Raw genomic sequence first — 18491 nt, 5'->3', positions numbered from 1 at the left:
ACAGATGGCTCCGAGCAACCATCAGAAGCACCAGGCTGGGCGGCACCTTGCAGTGGCCGAGGCGCTGTTGCAGGGCTATTCGGCGAGCCGCGAGGGTCCGCAGACGTTTGTGAAGATCAACGGCAGGCGGGCAGCGGTTCAGGCCGCCGCCCAGGGCGCATGGATGATTGCAGACGTGTACAAGGCCACGGCTGCCTCGATTGACTTCACGTCCTAGTGGATGTCACCGACGGGCGGCGGGACTTCTACGTCGTGCCCGGAGCCGACCTGCGCAGCGGGAATCGATGAGCGGCACCAGGAGTTCATGTCGAGAGTCGGAGGCGTGCGCCCGCGTAACCCCGATAGTCGCCACACTGCTATCTACCCAGCCCAGGTGGTGGCGTGGCGGAGCTGTTGGTCGCTGTTCGACCGGGCAGCGAAGCCTGAGGGCGACACAAGCCCCTGAGCGACAGTACGACGGGAGCGCCTCCGGCATCTCTGCTGGCTGCGCTCCCGATGGCGACGTGGTTCAGCGGCCGGTCTTGGTGGCCCGGACGAAGCTCATCCAAGTGGTAGGGGAGAAGGTGAGAGCCGGCCCGGCCGGGTCCTTGCTGTCGCGTACGGCGACGAGGCCGGGGAGGTTGTCGGCGACCTCGACACACGCGCCGCCGTTGTCGCCGCTGCGGGTGCTCTTGCGCCAGTGGGCGCCGGTCAGGTTAGCCATGGTGAACCTCTCCGATGATCTTGTTGATCAGATGCCTCGATTGTTGCTCATCGAGGGCAAGCAGATCGAGGCTGGCCCACACTTTTTCGTAGGCGGCGATCTCATCGGGACGGTCGAGGTAGAGGGCGCCGGTGAGGGATTCGCTGTAGACGACAGACGGCTCCGGGGTGGTCCGGTTGGTCAGCGGGAAGTCGAGCATCATGAAGGTCCCGGCGAGGGCTCCGTAGTGCGCTCCTGCGGACAGGGGCAGGATGCGGACGGAGATGTTCGGCGACTCGGAGAGGTCGAGCAGGTGTCGTAGTTGATCGGCCATCACCGCTCGGTCGCCAACTTGCTTGATCAGCAGCGACTCGGCGAGCACGGAGCTGAGCGTGGGTGCCTTTGGCAGGCGTCGCCGCAGGAGACCCTGTCGCTGAAGTCGCACACTGATGAACTGCTCCAAGTCGTCATCGCTCATGTCCGTGCGGTTCTGGAAGACGCCTCGGGCGTACGCCTCGGTCTGAAGGAGACCGGGGATCAGCGACTCGTCATACCCGCGTAGGCGGGAGGCGGCGGATTCCAGGCCGACGTACAGCTCGAACCAGTCGGGGATGGCGTCGCCGTAGGAGTGCCACCAGCCCTTGGCCTTGGTCTCGTTGGCCAGGGCGACGAGGGCGGTGGTCAGCTCGGGGGTGGCGGCGTACAGCTCGCACATGGCCTTGACGTCGACGGCGCGGGTGGGGCCGAGGCCGGTCTCGATGCGCCACATCTTCTGCCGGCTGCACTGCATGGCCTCGGCCGCGCCGTCGAGGGTCATGCGGGCTTCGGTGCGCAGGTCGCGTAGCGCTCGCCCGAGCTGTCTCCTGGGGACTGTCGAGCCCATGTCGTCGGCCATCGGCCACCCCTTTCTTGTTGCGTTTTGTTACATCCGGACGCCATCGGTGAAACGCGGAACGGTTATCTGAAAAGCGCTTGCCTTGCGCTTCGTGCTGACGAAGCGACTCACGTGTCTGACCATACAAGACACCCCCGACACCAGTCATCATCACGCAATTCCCATGAGCGGCTGCCTCTTCCGTTGCGCAACACTGCCGGGCCTTCCCGTGGAACGTCTCGCGGCTCCGGAAAAGAAAATCGGCGCAGACCGCGGAAATCGTGGCCGCAAATGTTGCTCATTCACCGGGAACTGTCCCAGGATGGCCAGTGCGGCGGCCGAGGTGCCCCCGAATCGGCCGCCGCGCTCCCCAAGCAACCCCTCACCGACCAGCCCGGATGCCGTACCGCTGAGCGAAGCTGCGGTGTTCGGGCGGGGTGGGTCGGCCCGTGCGGGGAGGGCGGGTGGACCCACCCCATCCACGACCAGGAAGGCAGGCACCTATGACCGTCCGCAACCAGAGGCCGTTCGCCGAGGGCGCCGGGACGACGTACCGCTCCCGCGCGTACCCCAGTCTGCTGCCGTGGCAGGTGCGTGAGCGCCGCTTCCCGCCCGCCCGGCTCGGGCGCCGCGGCCTCAACCCCGATGAGGTGTACGCCTTCCTCGACCGGGTCGCCGTTGACATGGCTGCCGTCTACGACGCGCTGGCGCAGAGCCGGCGGGAGACCTTGCGGATCAAGGTCGCGCTGCGCCGGTGGCAGTCCGAGCAGGCCGAGGGCGGTCGGCGGTGAGCGGACGGTACGTGATTCACCTCCCGGTCGTCGCCGCCGACCTGCCGGCCGCGCAGCGGCTGGCCCGGGTCGTCGGCCGGTGGATCACCGTGCTGCCGATGATGGACCCGGGGGAGATGACCGTCTCCGAGGAGGACAAGCAGTCCCTGCGGCACCGCGTCTTCTGCGATCTGCGGATGCCGGGCGGTCGGCGCTGCGTGCTCCGCGACGGCCACGACGGCGAGTGCTCCCGCCGCCTGCGCCGCTGACCTGCAAGGTAACGCGACTGTGGCCTGAAAAGTGAGCGGTCATGAAGGCACGAGAAGCCAAGCCGCCGCCGCAACGCCTATCCGCTGGCATGACTATTCTTCGGAACCGTGACCGCAAAACAATTACGACACCTAACTCTACAAGACCACGACGCGCTATTCACGCTCATGCAATTCCCATGCCGGGGCCGTGAAGACGACGTACTTCCGAAAACCGCGAATGCGCACCCGTATATCTTCTGACAGTCATTCCGGCCGGGCGTGGTGATGATTGTCAGATGCCGAAGTGCCGCGCGCGGTGCCAGGACAACACCCTCTGCAAGAACCCTGTACGGATCGCGGGGATTCGTTGCCACAAGCACCCCGGGATGCCGGAGGCGGGCCCACGGCATCCCAAGGAGAGGAAGACGCGGGGGAGTGCCCGCGCGTCACACCCGAGGCGGCGGGTCACCGGCATGAGCGCCGCGCCCCGAGGCGTAGGCGGTGGTGCCAGGGACCGTCGCGATCAGGAGCGGGTCCAGAAGGCCGCCGAATTCTGCGCCACCGTCCTCACCGACGGGTGGGTCGAGGTCGTGTCGGACCGCGCCACGGAGTACGTGACCGAGGAGACCTGGAAGCGACTCTTCAGCCGCCGGCGGCGGAGGCGGTGCAAGCTGCTGGCACGCCTGGCCGGGGCGATCCTGGCGGGCAAGAAGAAGCTGCACGACCTGGTCGGAGCGGTCGCCGCCTGGCTTGCCTCACTCCTGGGCGGAAATCGGGTCGTGCAGTCGTTCGCCCGCGAACTCGCGTCCCGCATCCCGCTGCCATCGGACGCCAAGATGGTCGCGACGGCCCGGGGACTACAGGTGGCTGGCGTGCTCTTGTGCGTGATCAACGGGGACGACCTGACGAGATGCCAGTGCTTCATCGACCTTGCGCTTGAGGAGACCAAGACTCAGGTCAAGAAGATCCTCGTCGCCGCGCTGGAGGACTGGACCGACCTGGCGCAGTTTCCGGCCAAGCCCTCCGTTGTCGAGCGCGGCGCGTACGGGACGGCCGGTGGCTGACGGCAGCGCGTACCCCCGTTATGGCCACGACGGCGGGGGCGGGCCGAACGCGCGGCGGCTGGCCTTTACCGCGAGGGTGTCCATAGCGGCGTTGGCACCGCCACCGATCAACGCGCCGATCCCGAACGGCGCCACCCGCCCGAGAACGATGATTCCCTGCTTGGTTCCGTACTTCGTGATGAAGTTCTTGCCCAGGATCTTGTTGATCTGCCGCAACGTTTCCAGCGGCACCTTCGCGACGACCTGGCGGCCCCAGTGTTGCCCCGTGCGCTCAGCGACCTTGGTGATGGTGGCGGAGCCGGATCCGCCGAGCATGATGCCCATGACGATGGTGCGGCGGCGTTCGATTTCGTCGATGCCGACTCCATGGACTTCGGCGATCGAGAGCGCGAAGAGGGCGCTCAGTTCGAGGGAGGAGAGCACCTCGCCGGCCGACAGCGCCAGGGCGATGCCCGTTCCGACGCCGGGCGCGGCAGCAGCCCCGCCGACCGCGGCGCCCGTACCGGTCAAGGCGCTGACGTACATCCGCTCCAGGTTGCGGATCACCTCCTCAGGTGTCGCCTCCGGGTTTCGCTGGCGGCCCGGGCGATGTTCTTGCGTACCAGCGGGCTTTGAACGGCGATGGCCTTGTCCAAAAGGTCGAGGACCCGCTGCCCGGGTACGGCTGCTTCCGAAACCGATCCGTCGAGGGCATCCGAGGTCATGCCGGGAACTCCTTGGGGTCGAGGCGCGTGGGGTGGGCGGTCTGAGCCACGTCGCGCTCGGCCGCAGTGGGTCAGGCTACGCGGGCGCACCTGGCCGCCGATAGATCAGAAGCGTCCGTCCACTCGGTACAAAAGGCCACTCGGCGACCACGTCATGTTCATCCGCTCCCACCGATGTCACCTTGACACCATCGGTCGTCGCGCCGGGCCGCTGTATCGGCTCGGCGCAACGGTTCGGCGGCTGATCTGAACGGTTGGCGTTGTCAGGAACAACGGCACGACCCGAGTGGTGAAGGCACGACGCCACACGCAAAGCAGGCGTCGGGGCGCGGAGTCCGCACGGTCCGAAGCGGGGGCGGAACCTGGATCCTTCGGGGCGGTGGCGTGGGCGCGGGTGGGCTCGGGGGGAGGGACTTCCGGGCGGCCTTGACCTGCTTTTCGGTGGCCCCCTGCCAGCCGCGCGCTCTGACCTCCTGGGTCAACCTCTTTGTGCCGAGCCCGGGGCGGCTCGCCTGGACTTCGCGGACCACGTCCGCCAAGGTGGGTCGCTCGCGGCTGGGTGTGCCGGTCTTCGCCGGCTTTCGGGTGGCGGGAGAGGGCGAGACCACCTCGATGGTTCCTCGGGCCTTCGACTTCGGCGGGGGAGGGTCGGTGGGCGGGTAGATCATCGTGATGGTCCCGCCGTCCTTCGTTCTCGTCTTCGCCGGCTTCGGGTTCGCGCTCGGCGGCGTGGTCGCCGTCGTGGTTCCTCGTGACTGCGAGCTCAGCCGGGCCGGGTTCGCACGCAGCGCCTTGCGTATCTGCTCTTCGGAGACGTCGAGCCAGCCGCTTTGCCGGAGGTGCCGGACGAGCGTCTTGTCCTTGATGCCGGGCATCCGGCGCTGGAGCTCGCGGGCGGCATCCGCCAAACCGCGTTGGGTGGGCACTGTGCCACGAAGGCTGCCCGGCGAGGTGGATGCGGAACGGCGCGAAGGGCGGACAGCAGCCGGCCGCTCCGACGGCTTCAACCGGTCGAGCCAGGAGTCGGGAGTGCGGTCAGGCCGGTCGTCGTTGTCCCAGTCGCGCCGGAAGTCGGCCGAATCGCGGCCCTCCGCGTTGGCATACCAGTCGCCGATGGTGCGCCGCATGACCATGGTGGCCTCCGATGTCGTCGGGTGCGTGACCACGTATGTGAGGCTGTCGACACTATGGCGGACGTGCTGCGGCGGGAATTCACCGAACGTTCTGGCCGGATGACGAACGGCTCCTTCGTTCGTACGGCGATCTGACTGATCCGCATGATTGGTCGATCACGATCAACGGGCGTCAACCTTTTGCGTACGGTTGTAGGTTGTTCTGCATCTCGGATGCTGGCTTTGCGCGCCGGTGAAGTGGTCTCAACGAGATGTGGGTAGAAGGTGTATGGCGTCGGGCGGCCGGGACGGACATCGCGAAATGACCTACCCGCGGTCTAGCACGAAACCGGTTCGTCGAGGGCGGTCGCCCTGATCAGTGCCTCTCTGCGCGTCGCACGGCGAGGACCGTGCCATCGCGGCCGACCGACAGCACCCCGCCGTTCAGCGGGGTTCGCGCCCACTGGCGAAAGGTTTGCGGTGCTGCGCGGAAATACGCGCCGAGCTGACCGTCCGCGAGCTGCCGGTAGAGGCTGCTCTCCACACCGCGGAAGACCTCCAGAATCTCGCCGTCCGGCAGGGGCGCTCGGTAGCGGGTGCCCTCCGCTCGCAGACCGTTGGGCAGCCGGAGCGTACGCGCAGTGCTCGACGCCCACGGCAGGTCGATCTCGAACAACGTCTGCTGGCCGAGATCGGGCTGTTCGTCACGCTGGCGAGGTGTCGCGTACGCACGCGCGGTGCCGTTGTCCCCCGCAAAGAGAAGTGCCGTCGCCGCTGCGGCGCGGGTCAGGATCTGGGTGAACCAGCCACGCCGCTCAGCGGGAATGTCGAACACGTCGGGGCGACCGGGGGGCAGATCCTCGGCAGGGGAGACGTCCGAAGCCTCGGCCCGGAGATCGGCGTCGGCCGGCACCTCCCAGGTGCGGGCCTCGTCGGGCGGTGCGGGTTGCGGCCGCCAGTCCTGGTCGCCGGGTGCACCACCCAGCAGCTCGTCCAGCTCGTCGTCCGCGCCCGACCACAGCTCGTCGTCCCCCGGCGGGTCAAGCACGTACGAGGTGATCCGTGTCCGGGACAGGTAGGAGGCCACCATGAGCGACGGCTGGCTGCGCCCGCCCACCCGCAGCGCGTCCACCTGGACGGCCGCGCGGGCAAGCTGTCCATGAGCGAAGCCCGGGGACTGGTGGGTGCCCTTGCACTCCAGGACGACGATCTTCATGCCGTTGCGCCGGCCGGAGCGGTGGTGGCCCAGCAGGATGTAGTCCGGTCGTTTCGTGGTCCTCGGCGTGGTGGCGACCTCGCCCACGCCGTCGAGGAAGCCGGCCTTCAACGCCACCTCCGCGTCGACGGCGTGGAAGTCCCAGCGCGGATACTGCCGTCGCAGCACCTCCTTCGCCACTACCAGGGCCAAGCCGATGCCCAACTGCTCCGACTGGGCCACCTTGTGGTGATGAACGACGTTGCCAGCATGCTGGGACAACGCGAGATGACCATCGCGTACGTCCAGCGTCGCGCAGTAGCGGACATGGGCCCAGTGTCGGGCCACCTGCGCCAGCGGCGACGCGGTCAGGAACGTGGTGGCCACGCCCAGTTCGTGCAGCACCTGTGCCGGACTGGTGCGAATCGCGGCACCGATGCGGATCCACGTCGGCGGCTTGCCGTAGCGGTAGGCGTCGTTGTCCCGGGCGCGTTCCTTGGCGTACGCGAGCACGTCGCTGACGAGTTGCTCGGAGGACTCGGCCGCGAGTGTCGACTCGGCACCGAGAGAGCGCACCAGTGATTCGATCTTCACGCTTACCCCCAGGGTGAGGCACAGCGTTCGTCTCGGACACCCAGGGTTGCCGATCAAATGCTCACTGTCAATGCGGTCGGAGTGCCGCGCGCAAAGTTCCGGTTGGTCTGGGCAGTCCTGGGCGATGGCAGCCGGCGTCAGGAGCAATGGCGCGGTCCCAGGGGCGAAGGCGCCAAGCCGCAGGCGAGGCGGGCGTCAGGATGCTACGGAGGTGGAAGCGGCTACCCCGCATGGGCGCTCGTGGCGATTTCGGCGACGAGGTCGAACAGCCGATATTCCTACAGTCTCATTGACACCATCCGGAATGGACCGGTAGCAGTATTGGGCACGGCTTCCGCGCCCGCGCGGCTGAGCTGCATCGTCCCCGGGGAGATTACTTGAAGGCGAACGAGACGACCGTCCGAAACCTGCTGCAAGGCGAGAAGCAGTATGTCGTACCGCTCTACCAGCGCCGCTACAGCTGGAAGCGCAAAGATCTCGCACAGGTTTGGGCTGACGTGATGCGGGTGACGGAGGTGAGTGACAACGCCACACACTTCCTCGGTTCGGTGGTCCTCGCGCCGAGTCCGGCTAACACGCCGACCGGCGTGCAGAGCTGGCTCGTCGTGGACGGGCAACAACGGTTGACGACACTGAGTATCCTGCTGTGTGCGATTCGGGATCACGTTCAAGAGTCCGACGCGCAGCTAGCGGCCAAGATCGACGACATGTACCTGTTCAACAAGTATGCGTCGGGGATGGAGCGATACACGCTTCTACCCACGAAGGCCGACCGAGCGGCGTGGTTGGCGCTCGTGGAAAGGGACCCTGGTGCTGGTGGTGAGGATCGGATCGGCGAGGCCTATCGCTTTTTTCGGGCCGCGCTCGTCCAAGCCGACGACCCGGACGATGACCATGATCTGATTCGGATCGAGCAGGCGGTAGCGGCGAGGTTGAGCCTCGTGGAAATCGCCGCGCACCCGGATGACAACGTCCACCGCATCTTCGAGTCACTCAACTACACCGGCCAGCCGCTCACCCAGGCGGACCTGCTGCGAAACTACCTCTTCATGCGCCTGCCCGCTCGGGGTGACCACGTCTACGAACGGCATTGGCTGCCGCTTCAGGAGTTGCTCACGGATAAGCAGCTTGAGGACCTGGTCTGGCTGGACCTGGTGCTCCGTGGGGACGACCGCGCCACCCAGGAGGCGATTTACCAGTCGCAGCAGCTGCGCCTCGGCCAATTGTCCGGTGAGGCCGCGATCGAGGAGTGGATCATCGATCTCCACCACAAAGCGCGCCTGTTCCGCAAGATTCTGAAGCCGGGCGAAGTCGCAGATCCGATCCTGCGGCGGGCGTTGGACCGGCTCGACCGCTGGGGTGCGGCAGTGGTCCACCCCATCGCTCTCTATGTCCTGCTGGCGCACGAGGCGCGCCGCCTCAGCTCGGCCGAAGCCGCTGATGCACTACGGGTCGTCGAGAGCTACCTGGTCCGTCGCATGATCGCGGGCATCGCCAGTGCCAACACCAATCGAATCTTGATGTCGCTGGTCAAGGACCTGGGAGAACAGGTCCCCTCGGCCAAAGCGATCACGCGGGCGCTTTCAGGGGTCCGAAAGAAGTTCCCCACCGACCAGTACATCCGCGAAGCCGTGCTGGTGAACAGCTTCTACTGGCTGGGGCGCGGTCCGCAGCGCAGCTACGTGCTGCGCTGTATCGAGGAGGACTTCGAGCACAAGGAGCCCATCAACTTCGACACCGCGAAGGTCACCATCGAGCACGTGTTGCCGCAGTCCCTGACGGACGAGTGGCGGGAGATGCTGGCTCCCGACCTGGAGGCCGACGAGACGGTCGAGGAACTACACAGCTCCCTGGTGCACACTCTCGGGAATCTCAGCCTGACCGCGTACAACCCCAAGCTGGCCAACGACGGATTCGAGGCCAAGAAGAAGATCCTCCGCGACAGCGGACTCGCGATGAATCGTGAAATCGCTGACTCGCCCCGGTGGGGTCGAACGGAGATCCTCGCGCGTGGCCGAGCCCTCGCTGACCGAGTCCTGCTCATTTGGCCGGGCCCCGACGAATCGGCCGCGGTGACCCCACCAAGCCCACGCTGGTCCCTGATGAACCAGGCGCTTGCCAGCATTCCTGCCGGCCGCTGGACCAGCTACTCGGACATCGCGGAGGTGATCGGCGTATTCCACCGCGCGGTTGCCGGACGCCTCGCCAGTGTCCAGGTTCCGAACGCCCATCGAGTCTTGAAGATCGACGGCGCCATCTCGGCAGACTTCCGCTGGCCCGACCTTCAACGCCGAGACGACCCACGGACCGTGTTGGAGGCCGAGGGTGTGCGCTTCGACCATGCGGGTCGGGCGGCAGCTGACCAGCGGATGACCGCCACCGAACTAGCGCGCGAGGTTGGTCTCGACACCAGCGAAGACGGGGAAGGCGAGGAGCCGGCAGCCGCATAACGAGCCTGCCCGCCGGCGTCGAGGTGATCGATGCTGGCGGGCAGGAATGCGAAGATGCGCTCCCGACTACTGCCTGTCGCGAATCTGACTTATGCGTGGTTCAGCCCATCCGGCAGGTCAGAGCCCGGTAAGGGGTGAAGTAGCATGCGTCGGTGATCCGCTCATGAGACCGACGATCGCCGCCGACACCCTGCGCCAGACCCTCACCCAGTACCTGACCACGACCTTCGGTCTGACCGAGGACGGGGTACGCCAAGGCCTGGAAGGCTTCTTTTCTCACCAGCAGCAGGGCATCTTTCGCGGGCCGTACCTGCGAATCCGCACGCCCTTCCGCCCGGCGGCGGGTGACTGGCGCGCGTGCCTCGACTGGGCGCCGGCCGACTTCACCCCCTACCTGCACCAGGCGAAGGCGTTCGCCCGGCTCTCGACTCGGGGCAAGGCGGCCGAGCCGACCCTGATCACCACCGGCACCGGCTCCGGCAAGACGGAGTCGTTCCTGATCCCGGTGCTCGACCACTGTCGTCGGCAGCGCCAGCAGGGGCGGGTCGGTGTCAAGGCGATCCTGCTCTACCCGATGAACGCCCTGGCGACCGACCAGACGCAGCGCATCAACGATCTGCTGACCGATCCGGCGCTGGCGGGGATCACGGCCGGCCTCTACATCGGGGACGTCGCGGCCATCGAGTACCGCCACGTGATGACGAAGCGGTCGGAGATGCGGCGGACCCCGCCGGACATTCTGATCACTAACTACAAGATGCTGGACCTGCTGCTCCAGCGCGGTGACGACCTGCCGCTGTGGGAGGGCGCGGAACCGGCATACGTGGTGCTGGACGAGTTCCACACCTACGACGGCGCCCAGGGTACGGACGTGGCGATGCTGTTGCGCCGGCTCGGTGCCGCGCTCGGGCTGGCCGAGGCGGACCGTCCGCTGGGTGGCATCTGCCCGGTTGCCACCTCCGCCACCCTGGGTGAGGGCGGGGGCCGGGACGGCCGTACGGCCATCCGGGAGGTCGCCGAGCAGGTGTTCGGCGTGGCCTTCGACGCCGATTCACTCGTCGGTGAGGACCGCTACGAGCCCGGCGAGTTCATGGACCACCAGGACTTCGGGCTGCCCCTGCCCACCCCGGAACAGCTCGCCGCCGTCGACGACCGGAACCCGGGGTTCATGGCCGAGGTCGCCGAGCTTGTGGTCGGCCAGCGCTGCGCCGACGATCCGGCGCGCCTGGGGGAGCTGCTGCGCCGGCATCCGCTCACCAAGGCGGTGCTCGACTCGCTCCAGGCCCGGCCCTGCACGCTCGAAGAGATCATCGACGTGCTGCCCCGCAAGAACGCCACCGGCTGGGGCAGCGCCATGAAGACACGGCCAGAGGTGACCGCCAAGGCGCTCGCCCGGTTCGTGGGCCTGCTGGCGCTCGCCGAGAACCCGGAGGTGCCGGGTCGTCCGCTGCTCAACATCGAGACGCACCTGTGGGTGCGGTCCGTCTCGCGTCTGCTGCGCGGCACGTCCCGTCAGCCTGCCTTCGGCTGGTACGGCGAGCCGCCCCGGGAGATCGACCCGTACGTGCCGGACGCCGACGTCGTGATCGCCGACAACCGCTACCCGCGCCTGCCCGCCGTCTACTGCCGGCACTGCGGACGGTCCGGCTGGATGGCGCTGTCGCCGGAGAAGGACCCGCAGGAACTGGAGACCGATCCGGACAAGATTTACCGAGCCAGTGTCGGACGGGACAAGCGCCGGGTCCGCGCGCTGATCGCCGCCACCGACGACGAGATCCAGCAGCGCACCGGAGGGCTGCTGGTGCTGGAGTACGGCCGGCGGGTCCGCCCGTTCGACGAGCAGCGCGACCGGGTGCGGTCCGACGACGCGCTGGTCGTGCTCGGCGACCTCGGTGCGATCGACGCGGCTGAGAAGGATCGTTGTCCGTCCTGCTCGATGGACCACGGCATCCGCTTCCTCGGCGCCGGGCTGGCCACGCTCGCCTCGGTGGCGATCACCCAGCTGTTCACCGGCGGCGAGCTCGACGAGCACGAGAAGAAGACGCTGCTGTTCAACGACTCGGTGCAAGACGCCGCGCACCGGGCCGGGTTCGTCGCCAACCGGTCGTACGCCTTCTCCCTGCGCTCGCTGCTCGCCAGCCGCCTGCGGCCCGGACAGTCGGTGGGGCTGGACGACCTCTTCGTCGAGATGATCGAGAAGGCCGCCGAACCGGAGATCCTCTCCACTGTCGTCCCACCCGACCTGCACGATCGGCCGGACGTCGACAGCCTGCTCGCCGGTGAGCACAACGGCACCCGGGAGACCTGGTCGCTGATCAGCGAGCGGCTCGTCTTCGCCACCGTGATGGAGACCGGTCTGCGTTCCCGCCAGGGACGCACCCTGGAGCTGACGCGCAGCGTCGCGGTCGAGGTGGCCCTCGACGATCCCGCGAAGGCCGCCGCGATCTGTCGCGACGTGCAGAGGACCGCGCCGGGCCAACTCGGTGGCACGCCTCCGGACGACGCTCGCTACCTCGCCTTCCTCCGCGGCCTGCTGGAGCGGCTGCGCACCCGCGGCGCGATCTACCACGAGTGGCTGGTGCCATACCTCAAGCGGGGCGGCACCCGGTGGCAGGTGTGGGGCGGCCGGCCCGCCGGCATGCCCGCCTTCCCGCGCGGCGTTTCCGCACCTGCCTTCCTGCTCGCGACGCCGAAGTCGAAGTCCGAGTTCGACGCCATCACCGCGCGGGGCAACTGGTATCAGGACTGGACCTCGCGCTGCCTTGGCGTGGATCTCGCTGCGGCCGCTGCCTACTTGTCCAGCCTGATGCCGGCGTTGGCCGCCGCCGGCATCGTCGCGGTCGGCGACACCGAGGACGGCAACCAGGTGTACGGCCTGACGCCCGGCCACCTGCGCGTCACCCGGCTCGACGACGACGCCGCCAAACGAGCGGGGGTTGCCTGCGACACCTGCCACTGGCAGCAGACGGAACACCCGGACCGGGTGGCCGGATGGGTCGGCCAGCCCTGCCGGCAGTACCGCTGCCGCGGCCTGCTGCGGGCCGCCCACGACGACACCGCGCCGGACGACTACTACCGGCGGCTCTACCTGGAGAGCTCGGTCTTCCGGGTCGTCACCGGCGAACACACCGGCATGCTCACCCGCGCCCAGCGGGAGAACGTGGAGAAGCAGTTCCGCGACGGCCGGCGGTACACCGACCCGAACGTCCTGTCCTGCACGCCCACCCTGGAGATGGGCATCGACATCGGCGCGCTGTCCGCGGTGGTGCTCGCGTCGCTGCCGCACGGCCCGGCGAACTACGTACAGCGGGCCGGCCGGGCCGGCCGTAAGAGCGGCAATGCTCTCGTGCTCACACTCGTCGGCCGCAGTGAGCGGGACCGCTACTACCTGACCGAGCCGAGAGACATGATCGCCGGGCAGATCGTGCCGCCCGGCTGTTTCCTGTCCGCCGTGGAGATCCTGCGCCGGCAGTACCTCGCGCACCTGATCGACCTGGCGGCGCGCGGCCGGCTCCCCGGGGTGCTGCCCATGCCGCGCCGCGCGCACGTACTCTTCGGCCCGAGCGGTTGGCTCGCCAACCTCGCGGAGGCGGCCCGGCGCGACGGCGTCGACCTGGTGACGGGCTTCCTGGCGCTCTTCGGCAACAAGGTCCTGACCTCCGCTGTCGAGGAGTTGCGGGAGTTCGCCGTCGACGGGATCGTCCACCGGGTCAAGGAGGCGGACGAGACCTGGGAGCTCCGGTTGGCGGACCTGCGACGTCGGCTCCGGGAGATCGCCAAGGCCCGTGCCACGCTCGTACCCAGCGATCCCGATCACGCCCGCGAGATCCGGATGCTGAAGGCGGAGGAAGCCGCTGTCCGCCGTCGGCTGCGCGATGTGAGCGCCGCTGCCGCCCACGGCACGCTGGTCGAGTTCGGGCTGCTCCCGAACTACGCGCTCATCGACAGCCGTACCGATCTCGAAGCGACACTGACCTGGGAGGAGCAGGTCGACGGTGACCGCCGGTTCCACAGCGAGCTGCGCGAGTACGCACGCCCGGCCCGTCCGGCCCTCGTCGAGATCGCCCCCGGCAACAGCTACTACGTCCGGGGCTACAAGCACGAGATCTCCGGGCTCGACGTCGGCCCGCCCGACCGGCCGACATACGAACAGTGGCGGATCTGCGCGCAGTGCGGGTACGTGCGTACCCACCTGGCCAAGGAGGACACCAGCGCATGCCCGCGCTGCGCGGACCGGGGCATCGCCGATCACGGCCGGTTGTTCCAGGTGCTGCAGCCGAAACGGGTCTACAGCCGGGACAAGCGCGACGACGCCCGCATCCGGGACGACAGCGACGACCGGGACCGCCGCTTCTACGCCACCACCGTCGCCGTCGACATCGACCCGGCCAAGGTGGGATCGTCCTGGCGGCACGCGCACGACACCTTCGGCGTCGACTACAGCCGCCACGCGGTGATCCGCCACTTCAACCTCGGGGCCCAGCGCTACGACCGGGCTGCCGAACTATTCACCGGCGAGGAGGTGCGGATCAACAGGTTCCACACCTGCACGTCCTGTGGCGGCACCACCGTTGACGGAGCTCCGGTGACCGGCCAGCAGCTCGCCGCGCAGGCCTCGGGTGCCACGGTCATCCAAGGGGCTGAACACCACCGACCCTGGTGCCCGTACCGGCGGTCCGCCGCCGGGCCGGACACGCACGTCGACCTGGTCCTGGCGCACGAACTGGAGACCGAGGCGCTGCGCATCCTGATCCCGGCAGCGACCGCGATGGTGCAGGAGCGGTTGCTGTCCTTCGCGGCGGCGGTCCGGCTCGGTATCGCAGCCCAGTACGGCGGCGAGCCCGCCCACCTGCAGACCGTCTCGGCCACCATGCCGGACGGCCAGAGCGACGGCACCCGCAACTTCGTCGTGGTCTACGACACCCAGCCGCAGGGCACCGGCTACCTGCACCGCCTTGCCGAGCCCGAAGAGTTCCGGGCCGTCCTGCGTCTGGCCCGCCGGCAGATCGCCGACTGCGAGTGCCGCAACGAGGCGAAGCCGGTATGTCACAGGTGCCTGCTGCGCTACGCCCGCAACGAGCACTTCGCGCTGATGAGCCGCGACGAGGCGCTGGGCATGCTCGACAAGCTGCTCGACAACTGGGGTGTCGAGGAGGGCACCCGTACTGACGAGATCTCGCTGATTCACCAGGTGGAGAGCGAGCTGGAGTTGCAGTTCCTCACCAAGCTGCTGGCCCTCGGCGAGACGCCGGGCTCGGGGCTGCGCATCGACCGGCGGCGGGATCACGACGGCGCCCGGATCGCTGACCTGCGATTCGTCAGCGACGGCGGGCAGAACGTCACACACTGGCAGATGAAGCTGCAGAACACCGTCCGCGGTACTCGGCCGGACGTGCACTTCACGCGCCTCGACGCGCCGTCCCCGGAAGTGGCGGTCTACCTCGACGGGTTCAAGTACCACGCCTCGCCGCAGTACAACAGGCTGGCCGACGACGCCGACAAACGCGCGCGCCTGCGTGCCCACGGCTATCTCGTCTTCGCCGCCACCTGGGACGACGTCAAGGCGTGGGGAAGCGGTGACGGGTCGGGCCGGTGGACGCCGTACGGTGGTGTCTCCAGGCAGACCGCCCGCGAGCGGTACCGGCAGTTCCTGCCCGGCGCCGACCCGGACGAGTTGGAACAGGCCGTCTGGACCAACCCGATCGAGCAGCTGATGCGGTTCCTCGCCGAGCCTGACCTCACCCGGTGGCAGCGGCGTGCGGAGGCCGTCCTGGCGGGCCTGCTGAAGCAGGCTCGGGACAACTCCACCACCGACTCCAGTGGTGTCGCGCAACGAGTGGTCGCTTCCCTCCGGGACGAGCCGCTGCCCGGTGCCGCTGCGGCACGGCACATCATGGTGGCCCGTGCGCAGGACAACACCGGCTGCCTGATGACCGTCGTCATGGATGCCCGCACCAAGCCGCTGCCCACGTGGTCGGCGCTCGCCCTGGTCAACGATCTGCCGGGCGCGATGGCCGACGGTGGACACAAGGCCCGCTGGGTGGCGTGGCTCACCTGGGGAAACGTCATCCAGTTCCTCACGCACGGCGGAGGTGACGCGGGGCAGCTCGCGGTTTCCGCCCTGGATTCGTTCGACCCGATGTCGCTGGCCGTCACCGAGGGCACCGGGCTCGTGTCGGCGCAGCGGGCTCTGCCACTGGACGAGGAGACCGCCACCTGGCTCGGTACCGCGCCGCAGTCGCCGGCCAGCGGGACGGAACCGGTCGAGGACGAGTCGCCGTGGCACGACGTCCTGCGCTACATGGACCGCGAGGAGAGCACGCTGGAATTGCTGGTGCAGCAGTTGGCGCGGCAGAACCTGCCCGCCCCGGTGGTCGGCTACGAGCTGGGTGATCAGGCATGGCCGGCCGAGCTGGCCTGGCCGGAGCGGCGGATCGCCATCGTGCTGACCGGCGCGCCCGGCGACCCGGAGACGGAGGACCGCGACCGGGCGTACACGGAAGCGGGGTGGCATGCGCGTACCGCACGGGAATGGTCGGCCGAGGAACTGGCGGCGCAGCTCGCGGCAACGAGTGGGGGAGAGGACTGATGAGCACCGGAGCGATGCTGCGCATCCTGGACCGCGCGGACAAGGAGGTCATGAAGTTGACCCGCGCCGACATCGGCGCGGTGTACGAGTTCATGCACAAGTTCCGCAACAACCCGGACAATCCCGGGCTCAAACTGAAGTCGCTCAACGGTGACTCGCGACTGATGTCCGCTCGGGTCAGCCGTGACTACCGGGCGCTCCTGCTGCACATCGCCGACCGGGACTACCTGCTCGTCGCGGTCAAGCACCGGGGCGAGGTGTACGACGACCTGTCGCGCTACGCATACCGGATCAACCGGGTGACCGGTGGCATCGAGGTCGTCGACCTGGCACCGGTGGGAGACAGCATCGTCGGTCGGGTCGTCCCGCCGGAAGCCGAACCGACGCCGACGCAGAAGCCGCTCTTCGACGCCTACAGCGACGCCCAGCTCCTGGAACTGGGCGTGTCCGAGCCGCTGCTGCCGCAGATCCGGGAGCTCACCACCGAGGCCGAGTTGCTCGAACTGCTTGATCGTGCGCCGCAGCTCACCACAGACGTCCTCTTCGCGCTCTTCGACGGCAAGCCCTACGAGGAGGTGCTCCAACAGGTCACCGAGCCGGTACGCGCGGACGAGCCGGTGGACCCGGAGGACTTCGAGGCGGCCGTGCAGCGCCCCGCGACGCAGGTGACGTCAGACGACGAGGCTCTACAGGCGATCATCGGAGAGGCGTTCGAGCGCTGGCAGATCTTCCTGCACCCGACGCAGCGGAAGCTGGTCGAACGCAAGTACAACGGCCCGGCCCGCGTCGGTGGGGGCCCGGGCACCGGCAAAACCATCGTCGCTCTGCACCGGGTGGCCCACCTTGCCCGGCACCTGCCGCCGGGCACCGACAAACCGATTCTGCTGACCACCTTCAACCGCAACCTCGCCGCCGATCTCCGGACCCGTCTGCTGGCCCTCGGCGGGCAGGACCTGGTGGCCCGGGTGGACATCATCAACATCGATCGGCTTGCCAGCCGCGTCGTGACCGAGGCGAAGGCGGGAGCGAACCGTAATGTCGTCAGCGACAACCAGGTACCCGACCTCTGGGGTGAGTTCCTGCTCGAGACCGGCGCCTCCGGCTGGGACGGGGACTTCCTCGCCGCCGAGTGGACACAGGTGATTCTCGGCCAGGTGCTGAATTCGCGCGCCGAGTACTTCAAGGCGCGCCGGCCCAATCGGGGCCGCAGCCTCACCCGGATGGAACGGGATCAGATCTGGCAGCTGACCGAGCGGTTCACCTCCTGGCTGGAGGCCCGCGGCGTCTGGACCTGGCGCCAGGTGGCTCAGCGGGCGGCGCGCCTGGAGATGGACCGGGCCGCGGAGTCCGGCGAGTCGTCCAGTGGGTTCCGCCGCCCTCGCTACCGCCATGTCGTGGTGGACGAGGCTCAGGACCTCAGCGCGGCGCACTGGAAGATGCTGCGTGCCATGGTGCCTCCGGGTCCCGACGATCTCTTCCTCACGGGTGACACCCATCAGCGCATCTACGACAACCATGTCACGCTCGGCAGCCTCGGCATCAACATTCGCGGCCGGTCGTCCCGTCTCACGCTGAGCTATCGCACCACCAGGCAGATCCTCGCCGACGCGCTCCAGATCATGACCGGGGAGGTGTACGACGACCTGGACGGAGGCGAGGAGGACCTGGCGGGCTACCGTTCCCTTCTGCGGGGTGCCCGGCCGGTGTTCCACGGTGCCGCGACCTGGACGCAGGAGCAGGACTTGATCGTCACGCACCTACGATCCTGGGGCAACCCGGTCGACGGATCGCTGGCCATCTGCGTCCCCACCCGGGAACTGGCGGCCGACGTGCTGAGCCGGATGGAAGCCGAAGGCCTGCCCGCTGTCGAGATCGGCCCGGATGGCCCGAAGCAGCCGGACGGCATCCACGTCGGCACCATGCATAGGTTCAAGGGACTCGAATACCAGCGCATGATCATCGCAGGGGTCAGTGACGGTCTGGTGCCCCGGCAGGTGATCAGCCGGTACCGGGACAGCGATCCGAAGCGGTACCAGCGGGAACGCCAGCGCGACCGGTCCCTTCTCTTCGTCGCCGCCACCCGACCCCGCGACGAGTTGGCGGTGTTCTGGCACGGCACTCCGAGCCCGTTCCTCACCTCTCGTCTCGTGCAACGAGAGGCGACGTGAGAGTCTGCCGGTGGTGAGGCCGGGGCCGACGTAGGACT

13 protein-coding genes are annotated in these 18491 nt (G+C 68.2%); 7 read left to right on the top strand and 6 right to left on the bottom strand.

The genetic code is table 11. The annotated features are described in order from the left end of the window. The first annotated feature begins 4 nt into the window (after positions 1-4). A complete protein-coding gene (locus ACGFIA_RS24150; RefSeq protein ID WP_281577925.1) occupies positions 5-217 on the top strand; it encodes a hypothetical protein in 213 nt (70 codons plus the stop codon). Positions 218-508: 291 nt separating this feature from the next. Here the strand turns inward: ACGFIA_RS24150 and ACGFIA_RS24145 are convergent, their stop codons facing one another. Both ACGFIA_RS24145 and ACGFIA_RS24140 read right to left on the bottom strand, forming a co-directional pair. Next, the gene (locus ACGFIA_RS24145) at positions 509-703 is read right to left on the bottom strand and encodes a DUF397 domain-containing protein (RefSeq protein WP_281577924.1); all 195 of its coding nucleotides are present in this window, start codon (positions 701-703) and stop codon (positions 509-511) included. Next, a complete protein-coding gene (locus ACGFIA_RS24140) occupies positions 696-1577 on the bottom strand; it encodes a helix-turn-helix transcriptional regulator (RefSeq protein WP_281577923.1) in 882 nt (293 codons plus the stop codon). Before ACGFIA_RS24140 ends, ACGFIA_RS24145 begins: the two co-directional genes overlap by 8 nt. A gap of 482 nt (positions 1578-2059) precedes the next feature. On the opposite strand from ACGFIA_RS24140, the gene ACGFIA_RS24135 reads away from it, so the two are divergent. From ACGFIA_RS24135 to ACGFIA_RS24125, 3 genes are all read left to right on the top strand, one after another. After that, positions 2060-2347, top strand: coding sequence for a DivIVA domain-containing protein (locus tag ACGFIA_RS24135; RefSeq protein WP_281577922.1), 288 nt, complete (start codon positions 2060-2062; stop codon positions 2345-2347). Beyond that, positions 2344-2595 (top strand): hypothetical protein, encoded by a 252-nt coding sequence (locus ACGFIA_RS24130; protein ID WP_281577921.1) that lies wholly within the window; start codon positions 2344-2346, stop codon positions 2593-2595. The genes ACGFIA_RS24135 and ACGFIA_RS24130 overlap by 4 nt, the downstream gene beginning before the upstream one ends. Before the next feature lie 455 nt (positions 2596-3050). Then, the gene (locus tag ACGFIA_RS24125) at positions 3051-3641 is read left to right on the top strand and encodes a hypothetical protein (RefSeq protein ID WP_281577920.1); all 591 of its coding nucleotides are present in this window, start codon (positions 3051-3053) and stop codon (positions 3639-3641) included. A gap of 18 nt (positions 3642-3659) precedes the next feature. Here ACGFIA_RS24125 and ACGFIA_RS24120 read toward each other — a convergent pair whose 3' ends face one another. From ACGFIA_RS24120 to ACGFIA_RS24105, 4 genes are all read right to left on the bottom strand, one after another. Next, complete coding sequence (locus ACGFIA_RS24120; RefSeq protein WP_393262221.1) at positions 3660-4187, bottom strand: hypothetical protein; 528 nt, start codon at positions 4185-4187, stop codon at positions 3660-3662. Next, entirely contained in the window at positions 4184-4345 is a 162-nt protein-coding gene (locus ACGFIA_RS24115; protein WP_281577918.1) for a hypothetical protein, read from the bottom strand. The genes ACGFIA_RS24120 and ACGFIA_RS24115 overlap by 4 nt, the downstream gene beginning before the upstream one ends. A gap of 263 nt (positions 4346-4608) precedes the next feature. Then, positions 4609-5511, bottom strand: coding sequence for a hypothetical protein (locus tag ACGFIA_RS24110; protein ID WP_393262218.1), 903 nt, complete (start codon positions 5509-5511; stop codon positions 4609-4611). A 322-nt stretch (positions 5512-5833) separates the two neighbouring features. Then, the gene (locus ACGFIA_RS24105; RefSeq protein WP_281577916.1) at positions 5834-7246 is read right to left on the bottom strand and encodes a hypothetical protein; all 1413 of its coding nucleotides are present in this window, start codon (positions 7244-7246) and stop codon (positions 5834-5836) included. A 377-nt stretch (positions 7247-7623) separates the two neighbouring features. On the opposite strand from ACGFIA_RS24105, the gene ACGFIA_RS24100 reads away from it, so the two are divergent. The 3 genes from ACGFIA_RS24100 (at position 7624) to ACGFIA_RS24090 (ending at position 18453) form a co-directional block, all read left to right on the top strand. Beyond that, entirely contained in the window at positions 7624-9696 is a 2073-nt protein-coding gene (locus ACGFIA_RS24100) for a DUF262 domain-containing protein (RefSeq protein ID WP_393262214.1), read from the top strand. 163 nt (positions 9697-9859) lie between these two features. After that, positions 9860-16285: a DEAD/DEAH box helicase gene (locus ACGFIA_RS24095; RefSeq protein ID WP_393262211.1), complete on the top strand. Its 6426-nt coding sequence runs from the start codon at positions 9860-9862 to the stop codon at positions 16283-16285. Then, entirely contained in the window at positions 16285-18453 is a 2169-nt protein-coding gene (locus ACGFIA_RS24090; protein WP_393262208.1) for a UvrD-helicase domain-containing protein, read from the top strand. Before ACGFIA_RS24095 ends, ACGFIA_RS24090 begins: the two co-directional genes overlap by 1 nt. The last annotated feature ends 38 nt before the right edge of the window (positions 18454-18491 follow it).

The organism is Micromonospora sp. NPDC049203 (genome assembly GCF_043197215.1).
Lineage (GTDB): Bacteria > Actinomycetota > Actinomycetes > Mycobacteriales > Micromonosporaceae > Micromonospora.
Note: the sequence above shows the minus strand (reverse complement) of the source record. Positions and strands in the feature narration are given on the sequence as shown.